General features: G+C 71.3%; 13 protein-coding genes, 1 tRNA gene and 2 pseudogenes. 6 read left to right on the forward strand and 10 right to left on the reverse strand.

Features of this window, described 5'->3' with window-relative positions:
* Positions 1-86 precede the first annotated feature (86 nt).
* Positions 87-1,250 carry a tRNA 2-thiouridine(34) synthase MnmA gene (gene mnmA / locus SCMU_RS13180; RefSeq protein WP_229229586.1) on the reverse strand — a complete coding sequence of 388 codons (1,164 nt, stop codon included), beginning with the start codon at positions 1,248-1,250 and terminating at the stop codon, positions 87-89.
* An 87-nt stretch (positions 1,251-1,337) separates the two neighbouring features.
* Here mnmA and SCMU_RS13185 point away from each other — a divergent pair, with 87 nt between their 5' ends.
* Positions 1,338-2,582 (forward strand): NAD(P)/FAD-dependent oxidoreductase, encoded by a 1,245-nt coding sequence (locus SCMU_RS13185; RefSeq protein ID WP_229229587.1) that lies wholly within the window; start codon positions 1,338-1,340, stop codon positions 2,580-2,582.
* Positions 2,583-2,613: 31 nt separating this feature from the next.
* Here SCMU_RS13185 and SCMU_RS13190 read toward each other — a convergent pair.
* Positions 2,614-3,862: pseudogene (locus SCMU_RS13190) on the reverse strand (cysteine desulfurase family protein).
* 16 nt (positions 3,863-3,878) lie between these two features.
* Entirely contained in the window at positions 3,879-4,586 is a 708-nt protein-coding gene (locus SCMU_RS13195) for a helix-turn-helix domain-containing protein (RefSeq protein ID WP_229229588.1), read from the reverse strand.
* 90 nt (positions 4,587-4,676) lie between these two features.
* Here SCMU_RS13195 and SCMU_RS13200 point away from each other — a divergent pair, with 90 nt between their 5' ends.
* Positions 4,677-5,114 carry a hypothetical protein gene (locus SCMU_RS13200; RefSeq protein ID WP_229229589.1) on the forward strand — a complete coding sequence of 146 codons (438 nt, stop codon included), beginning with the start codon at positions 4,677-4,679 and terminating at the stop codon, positions 5,112-5,114.
* A 20-nt stretch (positions 5,115-5,134) separates the two neighbouring features.
* On the opposite strand, the gene SCMU_RS13205 is transcribed toward SCMU_RS13200, so the two are convergent.
* Positions 5,135-6,049, reverse strand: coding sequence for a diacylglycerol/lipid kinase family protein (locus SCMU_RS13205; protein WP_229229590.1), 915 nt, complete (start codon positions 6,047-6,049; stop codon positions 5,135-5,137).
* A 72-nt stretch (positions 6,050-6,121) separates the two neighbouring features.
* Between SCMU_RS13205 and SCMU_RS13210 the strand changes: the two genes are divergently transcribed.
* The gene (locus tag SCMU_RS13210) at positions 6,122-7,102 is read left to right on the forward strand and encodes a J domain-containing protein (protein ID WP_229229591.1); all 981 of its coding nucleotides are present in this window, start codon (positions 6,122-6,124) and stop codon (positions 7,100-7,102) included.
* A 60-nt stretch (positions 7,103-7,162) separates the two neighbouring features.
* Positions 7,163-7,630, forward strand: coding sequence for a tRNA (cytidine(34)-2'-O)-methyltransferase (locus tag SCMU_RS13215; RefSeq protein WP_229229592.1), 468 nt, complete (start codon positions 7,163-7,165; stop codon positions 7,628-7,630).
* Between the two features lie 153 nt (positions 7,631-7,783).
* On the opposite strand, the gene SCMU_RS13220 is transcribed toward SCMU_RS13215, so the two are convergent.
* The 4 genes from SCMU_RS13220 to SCMU_RS13235 form a co-directional block, all read right to left on the reverse strand.
* Positions 7,784-8,563 carry a PIG-L deacetylase family protein gene (locus SCMU_RS13220; protein ID WP_229229593.1) on the reverse strand — a complete coding sequence of 260 codons (780 nt, stop codon included), beginning with the start codon at positions 8,561-8,563 and terminating at the stop codon, positions 7,784-7,786.
* A complete protein-coding gene (locus SCMU_RS13225) occupies positions 8,563-9,528 on the reverse strand; it encodes an electron transfer flavoprotein subunit alpha/FixB family protein (RefSeq protein WP_229229594.1) in 966 nt (321 codons plus the stop codon). Before SCMU_RS13225 ends, SCMU_RS13220 begins: the two co-directional genes overlap by 1 nt.
* Before the next feature lie 13 nt (positions 9,529-9,541).
* Complete coding sequence (locus SCMU_RS13230) at positions 9,542-10,342, reverse strand: electron transfer flavoprotein subunit beta/FixA family protein (protein ID WP_229229595.1); 801 nt, start codon at positions 10,340-10,342, stop codon at positions 9,542-9,544.
* Positions 10,343-10,683: 341 nt separating this feature from the next.
* Complete coding sequence (locus SCMU_RS13235; RefSeq protein WP_229229596.1) at positions 10,684-12,354, reverse strand: S1C family serine protease; 1,671 nt, start codon at positions 12,352-12,354, stop codon at positions 10,684-10,686.
* Between the two features lie 264 nt (positions 12,355-12,618).
* Here SCMU_RS13235 and SCMU_RS13240 point away from each other — a divergent pair, with 264 nt between their 5' ends.
* Positions 12,619-14,664 (forward strand): TPM domain-containing protein, encoded by a 2,046-nt coding sequence (locus SCMU_RS13240; RefSeq protein ID WP_229229597.1) that lies wholly within the window; start codon positions 12,619-12,621, stop codon positions 14,662-14,664.
* A 62-nt stretch (positions 14,665-14,726) separates the two neighbouring features.
* Complete coding sequence (locus tag SCMU_RS13245; protein ID WP_229229598.1) at positions 14,727-15,527, forward strand: PspA/IM30 family protein; 801 nt, start codon at positions 14,727-14,729, stop codon at positions 15,525-15,527.
* A 79-nt stretch (positions 15,528-15,606) separates the two neighbouring features.
* On the opposite strand, the gene SCMU_RS13250 is transcribed toward SCMU_RS13245, so the two are convergent.
* Positions 15,607-15,683 (reverse strand) — tRNA-Met (locus SCMU_RS13250).
* A gap of 81 nt (positions 15,684-15,764) precedes the next feature.
* A pseudogene (locus SCMU_RS13260) lies at positions 15,765-18,780 on the reverse strand (UPF0182 family membrane protein).
* Between the last annotated feature and the right edge of the window lie 170 nt (positions 18,781-18,950).

The following is an 18,950-nucleotide window of genomic DNA, read 5'->3' on the forward strand; positions in this document are numbered from 1 at the left end:
AATGGAGCGAGACCTCGGGCCCATGATGGCAGGAAGCGGGTGTGCGGGGAAGGGACCGGTGTGGAGGTCGGGGAGCCCGGAGGCCCTCAGGCGACGCGGTCCCGCGAGCGCGCGGCGTCGATGGTCGCCTGGCCCAGGACGCGGGTGCCCTGGTAGAGGACAATCGTCTGCCCGGGCGCGACCCCGCGGAGGGGAACGTCGAGCGTGACGACCAGCACGGCGTCGTGCGCCTGTGCACTGTCCGCCCCTGCGTGGCGCGACGGGCCGGCCTCGAGGCGCGCACGGGCGGGCACGGGGTCGCCGTGCGCACGCACCTGGACGTCGCACGCGAATTCCTCGCCCCATCGGGCGCCGGTGGCCTCAGCGGGAGGGCTCCCGGCCCACGAGACGCGGATGCCGCGGATCTCGCCGACGGCCAGGAGGCGCTCGGGGCCGACGACCACCATGTTGTCCTTGGGCCGGATCTCGAGCACGAACCGGGGCTTGCCGTCCGGGGCCGGGCGGCCGAGGCGCAGTCCCTTGCGCTGGCCCACGGTGAAGGCGTTCGCACCGCCGTGCTCGCCGACCTTCGCACCGGTCTCGTCGACGATGTCGCCCGGGGCCATCTCGATCTGCTCCGCGAGCCAGCCGCGGGTGTCGCCGTCGGAGATGAAGCAGATGTCGTGGCTGTCCGGCTTGGCCGCCACGGACAGTCCGCGGCGCTCGGCCTCGGCCCGCACCTCGGCCTTGGAGGGGGTGTCCGCGAGGGGGAAGAGGCAGTGATCGAGCTGCTCGGCCGTGAGGACGCCGAGGACGTAGGACTGGTCCTTGGCCCAGTCCGCCGCGCGGTGGAGCTCGGGATTCCCCTCCGGGTCGCGGACCACCCTGGCATAGTGGCCGGTGCAGACGGCGTCGAAGCCGAGCGCGAGGGCCTTCTCGAGAAGGGCGGCGAACTTGATGCGCTCGTTGCAGCGCATGCACGGGTTCGGGGTGCGGCCGGCGGCGTACTCAGCGACGAAGTCGTCCACCACGTCGGCCTTGAACCGCTCGGAGAAGTCCCAGACGTAGAAGGGGATCCCGAGCCTGTCACATGCTCGCCATGCGTCGTTCGAATCCTCGATCGTGCAGCACCCGCGCGATCCGGTGCGCAGCGTGCCGGGCATGCGGTTGAGCGCAAGGTGGACGCCGACGACGTCGTGCCCCGCCTCGACGGCGCGGGCAGCGGCGACCGCGGAATCCACTCCCCCGCTCATGGCTGCCAGAACTCGCACCGGTCTATTCTAGCGTCGAGGGTGACCCGGGCATCCGCGGGCGGGGCCGCGAGGTCGTCCCGCTGGGACGAAGTGCAGGGAGGAACTGTGCAGCCGATTCTCATCGCCGGTGGCGGCCTCGCCGCGGGAAGCGCCGCGAAGGCCCTCCGCCAGGAGGGCTTCGAGGACCCCATCCGGATCATCGCCGCCGAGCGCCGGAACCCGTACCTCCGGCCGCCGCTGTCCAAAGAGTTCCTCAAAGGGACGGGCCGCGAGGCGGAGCTGGACGTCAACCCGCCCGGCTGGTACAGCGAGAACGACGTCGAGGTCCTCCTCGGCGAACGGGCCGCGCAGATCATCCCGGCTGCGCACATGCTCCGGCTCGAGGACGGCGCGCTCCTGCCCTATTCGAAGCTGCTCATCGCAACGGGAGCCCAGCCCCGGACCCTCGACCTTCCCGGGGCCGAGCTCGAGGGGATCCACACGCTGCGGCGCTTCGAGGACTCCCTCGCCCTGCGCAACGAGCTCGCCGGCGGAGGCCGGCACGTCGTGATCGTGGGCACTGGCTGGATCGGCTTCGAGGTGGCCGCCGCGGCGCGCGAGTACGGCAATGACGTGACGGTCCTCGGCAGGCACACCACGGTGCTGCGGCAGCTCGAGCCGGCCCTCGCCGAGGTGTTCCGGCGCAACCTCGAGTCCGAGGGGGTGGCGTTCAGGCTCGGCGCGCACCCCGTGGCGTTCCTGGCGGGCGGCGACGGCGGGGTCGCCGGCGTCGTGCTCCACACGAGCGAGCGCGTCGCCGCGGACCTCGTGGTCGTGTCCGTCGGGGTGGAGCCGGACACTGCGCTGGCCGAGGAGGCCAGGATCGCGGTCCGCAACGGCATCGTGACCGACGCGTCGCTGCGCACGAGTGCCGAGGACGTCTTCGCCGCGGGCGACGTCGCGTCCTCGCTCCAGCCGTTCACCCGGGAGCATGTGCGCAGTGAGCACTGGTCCAACGCGCTCAACGGCGGCAGGGTCGCCGGCAAGGCGATGCTCGGCCAGGATGCACAGCTGGACATCGCCCCCTACTTCTACACGGACCAGGCCGGGCTGAGCATGGAGTACTCCGGCTACTGGCAGCTCGTCCACGGCGCCCAGCTCGTCCTGCGCGGCTCGATCGACACCGTCGACTCCGTGAGGGAGGGCTTCGTGGCCCTGTGGCTCCGGGACGGCGCGGTGGTGGGCGGGATGAACGTGAACACCTCCCGCCAGCAGAAGGCCATCAAGGCGCTCATCTCCTCCCGCGCCCCCGTTGACCCGGTGCGGCTCGGCGACCCGTCGGTGCCGCTCGCGGAGCTCGCCGGCGTCTGAAGGTCCCCTCCCGGGGGTCACCTCCCGGGGGTCACCTCCCGCGGGTGCTCGCGGTCTCGATCCGGCTCGCGTGCCCGGCCATCCCGGCCGCGCGGGCCTGCGCGGCGGCGGGCCCGATCGCGGCGAGGAGGGCATCGACGTCGGCCTCCGTGGAGTTCCAGCCGAGGCTGAAGCGCTGGGATCCGCGCGCCTCGTCCTCCGTGCGCCCCATCGCGAGCAGGACGTGCGAGGGCCGCGGTACCCCGGCCGTGCACGCAGACCCGGTCGACGTGGCGATGCCCGCCATGTCCAGGAGGAACAGGAGCGAGTCCCCCTCGCACCCCGGGAACGTCAGGTGGGCGATCCCCGGAAGCCTCGCGGCGCCCTGGGCGTCGTCCGCGCCGGGGCCCCGCGCACCCGTGGCCGGACCGCTCACGACGGCGCCCGGCACCTCCCGTACGATGCCCGCCAGGAGCCTGTCCCTCAGCCCCGCGAGGCGGCGGGACTCCTCGGGAAGGCGTGCGACGGCGTCGTGCGCCGCTACCGCGAACGAGGCGGCACCGGCGGCGTCGAGCGTCCCCGAGCGGAGGCCCCGCTGCTGGCCGCCGCCGTGGAGGAGCGGGGTGAGCGCGACGTCGCGGCGCACCGCGAGGGCACCCACCCCGACGGGCGGCGCCGAGCTTGTGCCCGCTGACGGCCATCGTCGCGAGCCCTGACGCCGCGAAGGAGAGGTCGAGGTGCCCGAAGGCCTGGACGGCGTCGGAGTGGACGGGGATGCCGTGCTCGGCGGCGATCGCGGCGGCCTCGCGGACGGGCTGCACCGTGCCGACCTCGTTGTTCGCCCACATGAGCGCGACGAGCGCCACCGTGTCCGGGTCCATGGCGATCGCGGCGCGCAGCGCATCCAGGCTCGTGGCGCCCGCGGCGTCGCACGGGATCCAGACGGCCTCCGCGCCCTCGTGCTTCTCGAGCCACTCAACGGTGTCCGCGACCGCGTGGTGCTCGATGCTCGAGCAGAGGATGCGATGACGCCGCGGGTCCTCGGCTCGGCGCGACCAGTACAGGCCCTTCACGGCGAGGTTGTCCGCCTCGGTTCCGCCTGAGACGAAGACCACCTCGGTGGCGTGCGCCCCGAGGGACGCCGCGAGGGACTCGCGGGCATCCTCGAGCACCCGGCGCGCGGCCTGTCCGGCGGCGTGCAGGGACGAGGGGTTGCCGCCGCGCGCGATCTGTGCGGTGTACGCCGCGAGCGCGGCGGGGGTCACGGGCGTCGTGGCGGCGTGGTCGAGGTAGACGGGCACACGTCAACTGTAGGCGTCAGGGACGACCTGGCGCGGCGACGATCCGTGCGCAGCACTCGTGCTGGATGCCCTCTGGCCCTTCGGCCCCGGGCTCGACGGCCTCGACGCACCGCGCGGAGTCGCCACAGCCTGCGAGGGCGCCGGTCAGGAGGGCGCCGTTGAGGCTGCACACCACGTCGCGGTACCCGCGCGAGAGACGGTGGAAGGGGCAGTTGCCCAGCTCGATCGCCCCCTCCGCGCCGGGGATCGGCTCGTAGCCGGCCGCATCGAGCACGGCCTCGATGCTCCCGTGCTCGGCGCCGAGGGCCTCTCCTCGTTCGTGGCCCACGGCCGCGAGGGCCTCGGAGATGGGCGCACCGGCCACCATGGACCGTTCCGCCGCCGCGGCGAGGAGCTCGCCGGCGAGCTCGTACGAGCGCTCGGGGACGGCCGCAACCACTTCCGTGAGGGCCGCCTCGTAGAACTTGGACGGCCTCCCCGATCCGGGTCCGCGCCGCGAGGAGGGCTTGGAGAACGTCGCGGTGAGCACGCCGTCGTCCACGAGCCGGTCGAGGTGTGCCGCCGCGGCGGCGCGAGAGATCCCGGCGGCGTCCGCCGCCTCGTCCCGGCCTACGGGTCGCCGCGCCTCTCGCACGTACAGGTAGAGCGCACGACGGCGGTCCTCGCCGAGCGAGGCGAGCGCGCCGAGCCGCTCGCGCCACGAGGGGGCAGGATTGCCGGACATGCCACCACTGTACATCCAAAACGCGATTCTCTTGTTTTAGACGCCCCCTCTTTCTAAAATCGAAACTGTCCGCTTTGGAAGGAGCGTCCCATGTCAGCCACTTCAGCCCAGCACCACGGCAGGATCCGCAGCGCGCGGGCCGCGCGCACCGGTGCCCGCGCGATAGCGCCGGCCGACCAGGCCTATTACCTGCTCAGGACCCTCTACGTCGTCGCGCCGATCCTGTTCGGCCTCGACAAGTTCTTCAACCTGCTCACCTACTGGCCCAACTACTTGGCGCCGCTCGCCACGGCGATCGTCCCGATCAGCGCCCAGGCGTTCATGTACATCGTCGGCGCGGTCGAGATCGTGGCCGGCCTCGTCGTGGCATGGAAGCCGCGGTGGGGTTCGCTCGTGGTCGCGCTCTGGCTCGCCGGGATCATCGTGAACCTGCTCGTCCTCGGGCACGGGTTCGACGTCGCCCTGCGCGACTTCGGCCTCCTGGTGGGCGCGCTCGCCCTCAACAGGCTCTCCTCCCGCACGGCGTAGCCGCACGGCACGGGCCGGGGCTACACCCCGGGCGCCGCCAGGACTGCCAGGGCCCGGGGCGCCACGGAGATGGTCACCGGGTCACCGGTGACCCTCTCGCCGTCGGCGTAGACCACGACCCCCGGCCCGCCGATCCCCACGCTGCGCACGGTGCTCAGCTCGACTGCGGGGTGCCCCACGTGTGCCCCGCGGAACACCTTGGGGAAGACGGCGAGGAACGCCGGGATGGACAGGGGCCGGACCACCACCAGATCCAGGAGGCCGTCGTCCGCTCGGGCGCCCGGCGCGACTCTCATGCCCCCGCCGAACGAGGGGCCATTCGCCACCGAGACGAGCATGGCCCGCTGCGCCATCCCGGCGCCGTCCACCACGAGCTCGAACGGGATGGGCCGGAAGGAGACGAGCTCCCGCAGGACGGCGAGGGTGTAGCGGGCCTGCCCGCGGGGCCAGCGCCACGCGTTCGCGCGCTCGTTGACCCGGGAGTCGAAGCCCGCCGAGGCCACGGCCACGTAGTGCCGGTGGCCGCCTGCCCAGTCGATCCGCCCCAGGTCGAGGACGCGCGGCCCCTCCTCGAGCGCGGACAGGAGCACGGTGACGGCATCATCGACCGAGGCGAGCGGCACACCCAGGAGGCGGGCGACGTCGTTCCCCGTCCCGGCAGGGATCACACCCAGCGGGATGCCCGTCCCTGCGAGCACGTTCGCCATGAGGTTCACGGCACCGTCCCCTCCCACCACGACGACCGCATCGGCGTCCGGCAGCGACTGCATCGCGGCGGCCGCGAGCTCGGAGGCCGATCCCCGCCGCAGCTCGGTCACCTCGGCTCCGCGCCCGCGCAGCACCGCGGCGGCCTCGCGGGCGCGCGCCTCACCGAGGCCGGCGTGGGCTGTGGGATTGACGGCCAGGGCCAGCCTGAGAGGACTCCGAGAGGGCATGCGCTGGATTATCCCAGCCGGCGCCAGCGCAACGCTCAACCGGGGGCCAGCGCGCCACCCTACGATGGAGCCATGCCCGGCCACGTCCCATCCCATTACGAGGTGCTCGGCGTGCCCGTGACCGCGAGCGAGAGCGAGATCAGGCGCGCCTACCGCCGCGCGGCCCGTGCCCACCACCCGGACCACGGCGGAGACGTCGCCGAGTTCCGGCGCGTCACACTCGCCTACGAGGTCCTCTCCCACGCCGCCTCCCGCGCGGCCTACGACCGCAGCTACTTCACGTCGACGCCCCAGCGCGAGGGGCCCAGCGGGGCGACCGCCCGCGGCGGAGCGGGAGGCGAGGGGGCGTCGTCGTCCGCATCCGGGCGCACGACGGCGGGCGGCGGGTTCCGCGCGGACCTGGATCCCCGACGGCGTCCCTCCGGGCAGCGCAACCCGGCGGGCGAGCCGGCGGTCTACATCCCGCCGTTCGCCCCGGGGACCATGCCGCTCGTGCCGGCGGAGGTCGCTGCGCGGTCCGAGCACGGGGTGCCGAGGCGGCGCGGCCTGTTCGGGGCCGATGCCAGGATCCAGCGCGAGCAGCGCACGGCCGCGCTCATCCGCCGGCGTGTGCTGTCCGCGATCCCGTCCGCACGGCTGCTGAACGGACTCCGCTCCCCCTCCGACTCCTCGCACGTCGCTCACGCGGTCCTCGCGGGGTACCGCCTCGCGCTCGTGGACTCGATGCTCGTGCCTCGCGGCAACTACGCGTGGGACGGCGCCCACTTGATCCACGGCGGCCGGGTCGTCGCGCCGCCACGGCTGGCAGAGCACGTCCGCGACTTCCAGGAGCTGTTCCCCGAGCTCAACGTGCAGGGTTTCGTGCTGGTCCTGACGCCCGAGGAGAATCTGCACGAGCCCGTGATCGACGTCCGCCGCGGGGCCGAGGGGCGCATCGAGCCGCTCAACGCTGCGAAGTTCGTCCGCGAGCTGACGTTCTTCCTGGGCTCGGGACCGCAGCCGAACGTCGTGTTCGTGCCCGCGCTCGCGCGCCTGCTGACCGGGCTGCACTGAGCGGGCTGCACTGCGCGGGCGCGGTCTGGGGCGCTGGGGGGCGCCCGTAGGATGGAGGGCGTGTTCCGCATCCTCTTCTACACCCCCGAGATCCCCGGCAACACGGGCAACGCGATCCGCCTCTCGGCGGTCACCGGGTCCGAGCTGCACCTCGTCGAGCCCCTCGGCTTCAACTTCGAGGACGCGAACCTGCGCCGCGCCGGCCTCGACTACCACGATCTCGCCGTCATGACGGTGCACAAGACGCTCGACGATGCGTTCGCCGCCCTCCTGCCCGCGCGCGTCTTCGCCTTCACGTCCCACGGGGACACGCCGTTCGCGGACGTCGCCTACGAGCCGGGCGACGTCCTGTTCTTCGGCCCCGAGTCGGTCGGACTGCCCCAGGACGTGCTCGACGATCCGCGCGTCACCGCCCGGGTCCGACTCCCCATGCTCCCGTCGCGGCGGTCCCTCAACCTCGCGAACTCCGCCTCCATCGCCGTCTACGAGGCGTGGCGGCAGAACGGGTACGCCGGGGCCCAGCTCTGAGGCCATCGGTGGCGCGGCCGGCCCGGCCCGCCCCCGCGGAAATGGTGGGTTGAGCAGGGTGCCGGGCCTTCGGACCCTGCTCAACCCACCATTTGACGGGGCCCCGAGGCGTCCGCGGGCGCCCCGGCACCCGCGGGCGCCCCGGCACCGGGGTCAGAAGCCCGCGATCGTCGCCGGGTTGTTGACCGAGACGACGTGGAACTCCTCCGCGGACGCCCCGGCGGGCAGGCCGCCGTCGTGCGCCGAGGCGCGCATCCGGGTCCGCACCGAGTCCTCCATCGCGGCCACGTCCGGATGCTGGCTGATGTGCACCTGCAGGGCGGCAATCTTGGTGTCCACGAACCCGCTCACGTCCGAGTAGTGGTTGGTGCGCTCCGCGGGACCCGCGTAGAGCCACAGCCACGGGAGCCGGTACGCGTCGAGCCCGGCCTCGGCCAGTTCCGGGTACGCGTACGGATTCTCCACGGCCGGGTACATCGCCCTCGTCACGGCCTCGCCGCACGCAAGGTGGTCCGGGTGGGACTTCTGGATCCTGTCCCAGTTCCGCTCGGGGTGCATCGCGAGCACGACGTCGGGCCGCACCCGCCGCACGAGCTCGACGACGTCGCGCATCACCTCGTGCGTGGGTTCGAGGTACCCGTCGCGGTAGCCAAGGAAGTGCACGTCTGCCACGCCGACGAGCGCGGCGGCGCCGCGTTGCTCCTCGTGCCGCATGGCAACGATGCTGGCGCGGTGCTCCGGGTCGAAGCCACCCGCGTCGCCGTCCGTCATGATGCAGTAGTGCACCTCGACCCCGGCGGCCGTCCATGCGGCGACGGTGCCGGAGACGCCGAAGTCGAGGTCGTCTGGGTGCGCGCCGAACGCGACGACCCGGCGCACGGCGTGGCGCGCCGGATCGAACGGGCTCGACTGCCCCGGGCCTCGCGCAGCCACTAGCCCCGTCGCCGTTTGATCTCGGCGGACGCCTGCGGCAGGACCTGGAACAGGTCCCCGACCACGCCGAAGTCGGCGATCTCGAAGATCGGCGACTCGGGATCAGCGTTGACGGCGACGATGACCTTCGAGGTCTGCATGCCCGCCTTCTGCTGGATTGCGCCGGAGATGCCGGCGGAGACGTACAGCTGCGGGGAGACGGTCTTGCCGGTCTGCCCGACCTGCAGGTCGTGGCTGACCCAGCCGGCGTCCGCCGCGGCCCTCGAGGCCCCGACCGCGCCGCCGAGGGCGTCGGCGAGCTCCTCGATGGGGCCGAAGTCGCCGTCCGTGCCGCGGCCGCCGGCCACGACCACGCGCGCCTCGGTCAGCTCGGGACGGCCCGAGGCGACCTTCGGGGTGCGGCCCGTGATGCGGGCGGCGCGGGCCAGCGAGTCGGCGGGGACTGCCACGGAGACGAGCTCCGCGGCGGCGGCCACCGGGGCCGGCGCGGCAACCTCGGCGTTGGGCTTGAGCGTCAGGATCGCCACGCCGCTCGTGGCCCGTGCGCGGACCTCGTAGGAGCCGGCGAGCACGGACTTGTGGGCGGTGCCGTCCGATTCGAGCGCCACCACATCGGTCACGACCCCTGCGCCCAGCCGGACGCCGAGGCGCGCGGCGGCCTCCTTGCCGTCCGCGGAGTTCTCGAGCAGGAGCGCGCGCAGCTGGCCCCCAGCGGCGGCGACGACGTCGGCGAGCCACGCCGCCGTCGGGCCCACGAGGTACCCGGCAAGGTCGGCGCCCTCGGGGACGTAGACCGTGGTGACGCCGCTCTCGCCGAGCTGGGCCCGGACGGAGCCGGAGACGGGGGCCGTGGAGGCGACCGCCACGTCGCCGAGGGCGCGGCCCGCGGCGACGAGCTCGAGCTGGGCCTTCTTGAGGGAGTCCCCGGCACGGCCGAGGACCACGAGGACGTTCGATTCAGTCATGGTCTTCTCTCCCTCAGATGAGCTTCTGTGCGGCCAGGAAGTCGACGAGCTTGACGCCGGCGTCGCCCTCGTCGGTGATGATCGTGCCGGCGGCGCGCGCGGGACGCGGCTGGGCCGACTCGACCGCGGTGAGCGACCCCGCGGAGCCGACCTGGCCGGCGTCGAGCGCCAGATCGCCGAGGGACAGCGCGGCGATCTTCTTCTTCTTCGCCGCGAGGATGCCCTTGAAGTTGGGGTAGCGGGGCTCGTTCGCCTGGTCCGTGACGGACACGAGCACGGGCAGCTCGGCCTCCACAGTCTCCGACACGCCGTCCCCGTCACGCTGGATCCGGGCCGTCGCGCCGTCGACCTCGAGCGAGGAGGCGAACGTGAGCTGCGGAAGGCCGAGCCGCTCGGCGAGCTGCGCCGGCACGAGGGAGGTCTCGCCGTCGGTGGAGGCCATGCCGGTCAGGACGATGTCCACATCGCCGAGCGAGCGGATGGCGGCGGCGAGCGCGAGGGACGTCGCGGCCGCGTCGGAGCCCGCGAGGGCGTCATCGCTGAGGTGCACCCCGGAGCTCGCACCGATCTGCAGCGCCTTCTTCAGCGCGTTGGCGGCGTCGGGCCCGCCCATCGTCAGGGCGATCACCTCGTTGCCGCCCTTGTCGCCGCCGCGGGCATCCGTGAGCTGCAGCGCGGCCTCGAGGGCGTACTCGTCGAGCTCGGAGAGGATGCTCTCGGAGCGGTCGAGGGTGCGCTCAGCGCCGATGTGACGGTCGAATTGCGCATCTGGGACGTGCTTGACCAGCACGACGATCTTGAGGGTGTCTCCCACAGTCCTTGGCCTTCCCTACTCGCGAACGTGCCGTGGGCGTGGACCGTCCGCGGCAGGTGCCGCCCGGGGGTCCGCGGGCGCTGCGTCGCGGCCCGCGGCATGCATGCCGGGCACGCCCTAGCTAACCACACGCACCGCCGGGGGCGCCTCCCTTTCTGACGCCGCGTTGCGCTGACGCTGCGCCCTTTGCCCCCGCAGGGCGGGCGCGGCGTCGCTGGCGCCCCGTCCCGGCAGACGCACGACGGCGCGTCCCGGCTGGGTGCCGGAACGCGCCGTCGCGCGGTGTTCGGGGAGGGATCAGTGGGGGGCGGCTGGTGCTTCGAGGCTCCCGCGCGGCCCGGTTACTGGGCGGAGCCCACTGTCACGTCCACATCCTGCGACTGCCCGTTGCGCTGGATCGTGGCCTTGACGGTGGTGCCGGGCGCCTGCTGGCGGACGGCCGCGGTGAGCTCGGAGGCGTCCGAGATGGAGAGGCCCGCGAACTGCGTGATGACGTCGCCCTGCTTGATGCCGGCCTTGTCCGCAGCCGAGCCCGACGTCACGGAGGCGACCTGGGCACCGCTCGAGAAGGACGAGTTCGTCCCGTTCGGGCTGTAGTCCTGAACGGACACGCCGAGCTGGCCGTGCGAGGCCTTGCCATTGGCGATGATCTCGTTCGCGATCCGGTGGGCGTAGTTCGCCGGGATGCTGAAGCCGACGCCGATGTTCCCGGACTGCGAGCTTGAGGAGCTCGAGCCGGTCGAGGCGATGGCTACGTTGATCCCGATCAGCTGGCCCTGGCTGTTCACGAGGGCCCCGCCGGAGTTGCCCGGGTTGATCGGGGCATCGGTCTGGATGACGTTCAGGCTCACCGTGCTCTGCGCGGCCTGCTGCCGCTGGGACTGTCCCTGCCCCGGAGGCGCGAACTGGAAGCCCTGCCCGCCGCCGTTGCCCTGCGAGCTGTCGCCGCCCTGCGGGGCGGCCGAGGACGCGACCGAGATGGTGCGGTTGAGCGTCGAGACAATGCCGTCCGTGACCGTGTTGTCGAGGCCCAGCGGGGCGCCGATGGCGATCGCGGTATCACCGACATTGATCTTGCCCGAGTCGCCGAACGTGATCGGGGTGAGGTTCGCGCCGTCGACCTTCACGACCGCGAGGTCGCTCAGCGGGTCCGTGCCGACCACGGTCGCCTTGTAGACGGCACCGTTGCTGGCCCGGACCTCGATGGTCGGGTTGGCCACCTGCCCGTCGAGGGTCACGACGTGGGTGTTGGTGAGGATGTGGCCTTGGTCGTCGAGCACGACGCCGGAGCCCGTGCCAGAGGAGTTGCCGGACGTCACGCCGATGGTCACGACACTCGGGGAGGCCTTCGCAGCCGCCGCGGTCACGGCGTTGACGCTGTCCTGATTGTTCACGATGACCGGGCTGGGATTCTGGGACTGCGTGGACGTGCTCGAGGCGCGCGGCGCCCAGAGGCCCGACGTCCCGGCGGCCACGCCGCCGCCGACGAGGCCTGCAACGAGCATTCCGCCCACGAGCACGCCCGTGCCCCAGCGCCCCTTCTGGCGCTGGGTGGGCCGCTGCTGCGGCTGGGGCGGGAAGAACGCTGAGCCCTGATGGGGCTGCTGCCCGTACTGGGGGTGTTGGCCGTACGGAGCGGGCCCCTGGGGGTGCTGCTGGCCGTACTGGGGGGCCTGCCCCTGGGGCTGCTGGCCGTAGGGGCCCTGGGGGGCGTGGTTCTGGGGGGTCTGGCCGTAGGCGCCCTGGGGGGCCTGTCCCTGGGGCTGCTGGCCGTGGGGGCCCTCTCCCTGCTGGGGGGCACGCTGCCCGTACCTCGGCTCGGACCCGCCGGGGGTCGACTGCCCGTAGGGCGGGAGCGTCTGCGTGTGCTGGGGCACTGGCTGGGTGGAGGCGTCCGAGTGCCGGGGCGCCTCGGCAGGCGGAACGCTGGGCTGCTGGACGGCCGAGCTGCCCTGCTCGTGGGGGTCGGGGGCTCCCGCGCCGGGCACCGGGCGGGGATCGCTCTCATTCATCACTGGGTCCTTTCCCTGAACTCCTCCCACTATGGTCCCCCAAGCTGTGCCGGACGCTTCTGTTCTCTGGAAGCTTGCTGGGAGTCCGCCGAAAGCGTAATGCTCCCCCATCGGTTTCTCTGCGGGCGCACATCACGTGAGTGCACCGCCAGATCCGCGCCCCTAGAATCAAGGTACGTGCCGCCTCTGCAAGCAAGCGCATCGTGCGCGGGGGGATGCACGGACCCGGGGCCAGGGACTCCGGGCTGACTCGAGGAATGGCGCATGCGTTCGACGGCGAAGACCCTCCTGGCTGCTCTCGCGGCGGCCTTCATGATGCTCTTCCCCGCGCTGACGCCGGCCTGGGCCACGGATCCCGTCACGGTCCCCTCCGGGGTCAACATCGTCGACCCGCAGGGTGCCCTCGGCTCACGCAAGGCGGACGTCCAGAAGGCGATCAGCGACCTCCTGTCCTCGCACCGCACCAACCTGTACGTCGTGATCGTCGACTCGTTCACCAACCCGACCGACCGCACAGCGTGGGCGCAGGCTGTCGCGAAGAACACCGGAATGGGCGGCTCCGACGTGCTGCTGGCCATCGCCACATCGGGCCAGTACCAGATCCTGGCGAGCACCTCGAACACCAAGGTCTATCCGAAGATCTCCTCGATTGCGCAGAACGCCGTCACCCCGAATCTGGCGGGCGGGAAGAAGGACTACGCCCAGGCCGCGATCGACACAGCCAAGGCCGTCGGTGACGCCGCGGGCGGCGGCAGCGGCACTGTCTCCTCCGGCGGCGCGGACGCGACGCCCTGGCTCGTGGGCGGCGGAGTGGTGGTCGCCGGCGCGGGCGCCGCGTACCTCATCTCGCGCCGACGCAGGACGACGGGAGTCCGGGCTCAGGGCCAGATCGGCCCCGGCGAGGGCCAGCTCGACCCGCTCGCGGGCCTGAGCGTCGACGAGCTGCGCAAGCGCGCGAGCGGTCTCCTCGTACGCGCGGACGATGCGATCCGCTCGAGCGAGCAGGAGCTCGGCTTCGCCGAAGCCTCCTACGGCACCGAGGCGGTGGGCAACTTCACGAAGGCGCTCTCCGACGCCAAGGCCCACATGAGCGAGTCGTTCAAGCTCCAGCAGCAGCTCGACGACCACATCCCCGACACCGAGGAGCAGCAGCGCCAGTGGCTCGGTGACATCATCCGCCGCTCCGAGGCAGCGATCGCGTCGCTCGCGGAGCAGAAGGCGGATTTCGACGCCCTCAGGGAGCTCGAGCGGAACGCCCCCGCGGCACTCAGCGACGTCGGGAAGGGCGCGGCGGAGGCCCAGTCGCGCCTCACCGCAGCGCAGACCGAGCTGACCCGGCTCCAATCGAGGTACGCCGACGCCGCCGTCAAACATGTCGCGGACAACATCGCCCAGGCACAGGAGCGCCTCGCGTTCGTCTCCAACGCCGCGGGGACGGCCCAGCAGAAGCTCGCCGAGGGACAGACCAGCCCGGCGGCCATCGCCGTCCGTGCCGGCGAGGAGGCCCTGCACCAGGCGCGAGTCCTGCTCGACGCGATCGACAAGGCCGCAGCGGCCCTCGATGACGCGAACGCGAAGATCGACGGCGCCCTCGCGGACACGCAGGGCGACCTTGCCCAGGCCAAGGCCTTGGCGGCCCAGGGCCAACACCCCGAGCTCACCGGGCCCGTGGCCGCGGTCGAGGCGGCCCTCGGCACCGTGCAGCGCGAGATGGCTGGTCCGAAGGCGGATCCCATCGCACTCCTGTCGCGCATCGAATCGGCGCACACCCAGCTCGACGAGGCCCTGACCGGAGTGCGCGACAAGCAGCAGCAGGCCCAGCGGGCGCAGGCCTCGCTCCAGCAGGCCATCCAGAGCGCACAGGCCCAGATCAGCGCGGTGAGCGACTACATCACCGCCCGGCGCGGGGGCGTGGGAACCCAGGCCCGCACGCGGCTCGCGGAGGCCCAGCGCAACCTCGACTACGCCCTCTCGATCTCCACGTCCGACCCGGTGACGGCCCTCGCCTACGCGCAGCAGGCCAATGCCCTTGCAGGCCAGGCCGCCCAGATCGCGCAGCAGGACGTGGACCAGTTCGCTGGCTGGGGCGGGGGCCCCGGGTCGGGCGGCATGTTCGGTGGCCGCCGAGACGGCAGCGGAATCGCCGGCGCGATCCTCGGGGGCATCATCATCAACTCGATCCTGAGCGGCGGCCACCATCACGATGGCGGCGGGTGGGGCGGTGGCGGCGGATTCGGCGGCGGCTGGGGCGGCGACGGCGGAGGTTTCGGCGGCGGAGGAGACTTCGGCGGCGACGGCGGCAGCTTCTAGGCCGCACGGGGGAACGCGAACGCTTTCCACCGCGACTTTCCACACGAATGAAAGGGAGCACCATGGCAAAGCAGTCCATCTTCGGGCGCATCGCACAGCTGGCCAAGGCGAACATCAACGCCCTGCTGGACCAGGCGGAGGACCCGCAGAAGATGCTGGACCAGATGGTCCGGGACTACACCAACAACATCGCCGAGGCCGAGTCCGCGATCGCACAGACCATCGGCAACCTCCGCATGCTCCAGGACGACCACGCCGAGGACGTCAAGGCCGCCCAGGACTGGGGCAACAAGGCCCTTGCCGCCTCCAAGAAGGCAGACGAGTTCCGAGCGAACGGGGACACCGCCGACGCCGAGAAGTTCGACAACCTCGCCAAGGTCGCGATCCAGCGCCAGATGTCCTCCGAGAACGAGGCGAAGGCAGCGGAGCCGACCATCGCGACCCAGAGCGATGTTGTGGACCGACTCAAGACGGGCCTTGACCAGATGAAGGGCAAGCTCAACGAGCTCACCGCGAAGCGCAACGAGCTCGTGGCCCGCTCCAAGACGGCGGCCGCGCAGACCCAGGTCAACGATGCGCTCAAGAGCATCGACATCATGGACCCGACGAGCGAGGTCTCCCGCTTCGAGGAGAAGGTCCGACGGGAGGAGGCGAAGGTCCGCGGCCAGCAGGAGCTCGCTGCGTCGAGCCTCGACGCTCAGTTCAACCAGCTCGAGGACCTCGGCGAGCAGACCGAGATCGAGGCCCGGCTGGCCGCCCTCAAGCAGGGCCGCTCCCCGGCTGCGCTCGACTCGGGTGCCGGCACGGCGTCGTCTGCCGGTTCCGCGGCGACCGTCGACGAGGGAGACTTCGACAAGCTCTGATCGCAGGGCGTCCCAGCCGCAGGCACGAGAAGAGGCCCGGACCATGTGGTCCGGGCCTCTTCTCGTGCCTGTTAGGCCGTGGTTGCGGGGGCAGGATTTGAACCTACGACCTCTGGGTTATGAGCCCAGCGAGCTACCGAACTGCTCCACCCCGCGGCGTAGCTCCCACGATAGCAAGGCGTGAACGCTCGGCCAAATCGAGGTGAATGTGGTGGGGCCCCACGGCTCACTCCGGCGCTACTGGCTGGGCGTGGGCGACGCGCTGGCCGTCGGCGACGGGCTGGCCGTCGAGGACCCAGCCGCACCGGACCCCGATGCGCCCGCACCGGACGCAATCTTCGCCTCAGCGTCCATGGCCCGCTGGACGGCCGCGCTGAGCCGCTGCTGCGCCTCACCGTACGCTGCGAAGTTCCCGGCCGCGAGGGCCGCCTGGCCGTCCTTGATCGCCTGGCTCGCGTCCTTCAAGGCGGATTGCAGGTCTGCCTGCGCAGTAGGTGCGGCGCCCCCCGTAGGCGAAGGAGTTGGCGTCGTCGTCGGGGTCTGGCCATTGTTGCCCGAATCACCGGCCTTCGCCCCGGAATTGCCCCCGAAGAGGTCGTCGAGCGCCTGGTCCAAGGTCGGGGCGAATCCGATCTTGTCGCCGAACGCCACAAGGACGCGCTGGAGGGTGGGGTACGACGTCGCACCGGTCGACTTCACGTAGACGGGCTGCACGTACAGCAGGCCTCCGCCCACCGGCAGGGTGAGCAGGTTTTCCGTTGAGCACCTCGGACGCGCCCTGTCTCAGGAGGTTCAACGACTGCGAGACGTTCGTGTCGGAGTTGAAGGTGTTCTGGACCTGTCCTGGCCCCGGGACGAGTGTGTCGGTGGGTAGCCTGAGGAGCCTGAGCTTGCCGTACTCGGTGCCCTTGACGCCCGCCTTGGTCCCGGCGTCGGAGTCCGCTGCGAGGAATCCGTACATGACGTCCCGCGAGGAACCGCCCTCGACCGTCTGCGGGATGAAGCTCGTGGTCAGCTGGAAGGCCGGCGCCTTCTGGTCCGGCATCTGGAGCGTCAAGTAGTACGGAGGCTGCTTGACTGCGCCCGACTTCACGGTCGGATCATTCGGCACGCTCCACACGTCATTGTTCTTGTAGAAGTCGCCCGGGTCAGTCACGTGGTACCTGGTCAGGAGCTCGCGCTGGACCTTGAACAGGTCCTCGGGGTAGCGGACGTGGCTGATGAGTCCGGCGGACATGTCAGAGATGGGCTTGACGGTGGCGGGGAAGACCTTCTCCCAGGCCCTGAGCAGCGGGTCCTGATCGTCCCACGCGTACAGCGTGACGGAGCCGTCGTACGCGTCCACGGTGGCCTTGACCGAGTTGCGGATGTAATTGACCGTTGCCTGCGGCAGCTGGGTCGCCCGGCCTGCGGCCGTCTGCGAGTCCGCGGTGATCTGCTGCAGCTGCTGCTGCTGCGAGTACGGGTAGTACTGGCTCGTCGTGTAGCCGTCCACGATCCACTTGACCCGGCCGTCGATGACCGCGGGATAGGCGTTCCCGTCGATCGTCAGATAGGGCGCGACCTTCTGCACGCGGTCCCGCGGGTTGCGGTCGTACAGGATCTGCGACTGCGCGTTCACGCCGTCGGAGAACAGCAGGTCGGTGCTCTGGAACTTCATGGCGTACATGAGCTTGTTGAAGAAGCTGCCCACGTTGGGACCGCCATTGCCGTCGAACGTGTACTGGGTGTCGCCCGCGCCGCCCTGCGGCTTGTCCTGTTCGCGCGGCTGGCTGCCCGAGGGCGCGCCCACGATCGAGTAGTCCGGGGAGTACTCGCCGAAGTAGATCCGGGGCTGGAACGTCGAATCGGTTCCGAGGACTCCGGTGGACGGGATGCCGGACTCCATGAAGACCGGCTTGCCGTCGGTGGTGGCCGTGTTGCCGTACGCCGCAACGACACCGTAGCCGTGGGTGTAGACGATGTGGTTGTTGTACCAGGACTGCTGGCTTGGGGACAGACCCTGGGAGTTGAGCTCGCGGACGGCAATGACGGTGTCCTGCGACTTGCCGTCGATCGTGTACCGGTCAACGTTGAGGGACGGCGCGAACTGGTAGTACGGCCGGTACTGCTCGAGCTGCTGGAACGTCGGCGAGACGAGCGTCGGATCCAGGAGCCGGATGCTCGCGGTGGTCTGCGCGTCCTGTCGCAGCGCGCCCGGCGTTGCCGTCGTCGTCGCCTTGTAGTCCTGCACCTCGACCTTGTCGAGCCCGTAGGCGGCGCGGGTCGATTGGATGTTCCGCTCGATGTACGGCGTTTCGGCGTTCTGCTCGGAGGGCCTCACCTGCACCTGCTGGATCACCCACGGGTAGACACCGCCGGCCAGGATCCCCGTGATGACGAGCATCGCGGTGCCGATGAGTGGCAGTCGCCACCGGCCGATGACGGCCGCCACGATGAACAGCACCGCGACGATGCCTGCGGCGATGGCCAAGATGGCCTTGGTCGGAATGACCGCGTTGACGTCCGTGAACAGAGCGCCCGAGACACGGCCGGACGAGTTGTAGACGGCGCTGTACCGGTCGAGCCAGAAGTTCACGGCGATGAGCAGCAGGAGCACGGCGCCAGAGATCGCGAGGTGCAGCTGGGCGGCGCGGGCCATGTAGATGCCGCTCTCGCTGATGCGGATCGAGCCATAGAGGTAGTGGGTCAGCAGGCCCGCGATCCCGGCGATGACCACGACGCCGAGGAGGAACCCGACGACGGTGCCGAGGAACGGCAGGGTCATCGTGTAGAAGCTGATGTCGAGGTGGAAGAGGGGGTCTTCGATCCCGAAGGATTCCTGGTTGAAGAAGAGCGCCACCTTCTGCCACTGGCTCGCGGCCGCCGCACCGGCGAACAGGCCGAAGACGATCGGCACGCCTGCCATGACGATGCGCCTCATCGGCTCGAGCTGCTCCTGGTACCGGCTCATCGTGTCGTGGCTCGAAGGGTCTGGCGCATACACGGGCCGCACGCGGTAGGCGATGCGCATCACCCCGTAGATCGCCCCGCCCATCACGGCGGCGGCGGCGAGGAACACGAGTGTCCGCACGAGGTTCTGCCGCAGGAACACCTCGACAAAGCCAAGCTGCTGGTACCACAGGATGTCCGTGTACAGCTGGGAGAAGAGCACGAACCCGACCGCGAGCACCGCGACGATGACGAGCGTCGGGATCAGCGCGCCACGGCGGCGGCGGAGTGCGGTCGGTCTGCCTTCGGGGCGGGATGTCACGGCGTACCTCGTTGCTCTGGCTGGACGGCTCGGCGGCGCACGGAGATGGTCCCGCGCGAGCGCTGGTCTAAGTCAAGCACGCCCGGGGTGCCGCGACAGTTCCCGCGCCCGGATGGCTTTGAGGTAACAATTCGGAGACGGCCCCGCGAGGCCGGCTCAACCCACCGGCG

This window comes from Sinomonas cyclohexanicum, from assembly GCF_020886775.1.
Taxonomy (GTDB): domain Bacteria; phylum Actinomycetota; class Actinomycetes; order Actinomycetales; family Micrococcaceae; genus Sinomonas; species Sinomonas cyclohexanicum.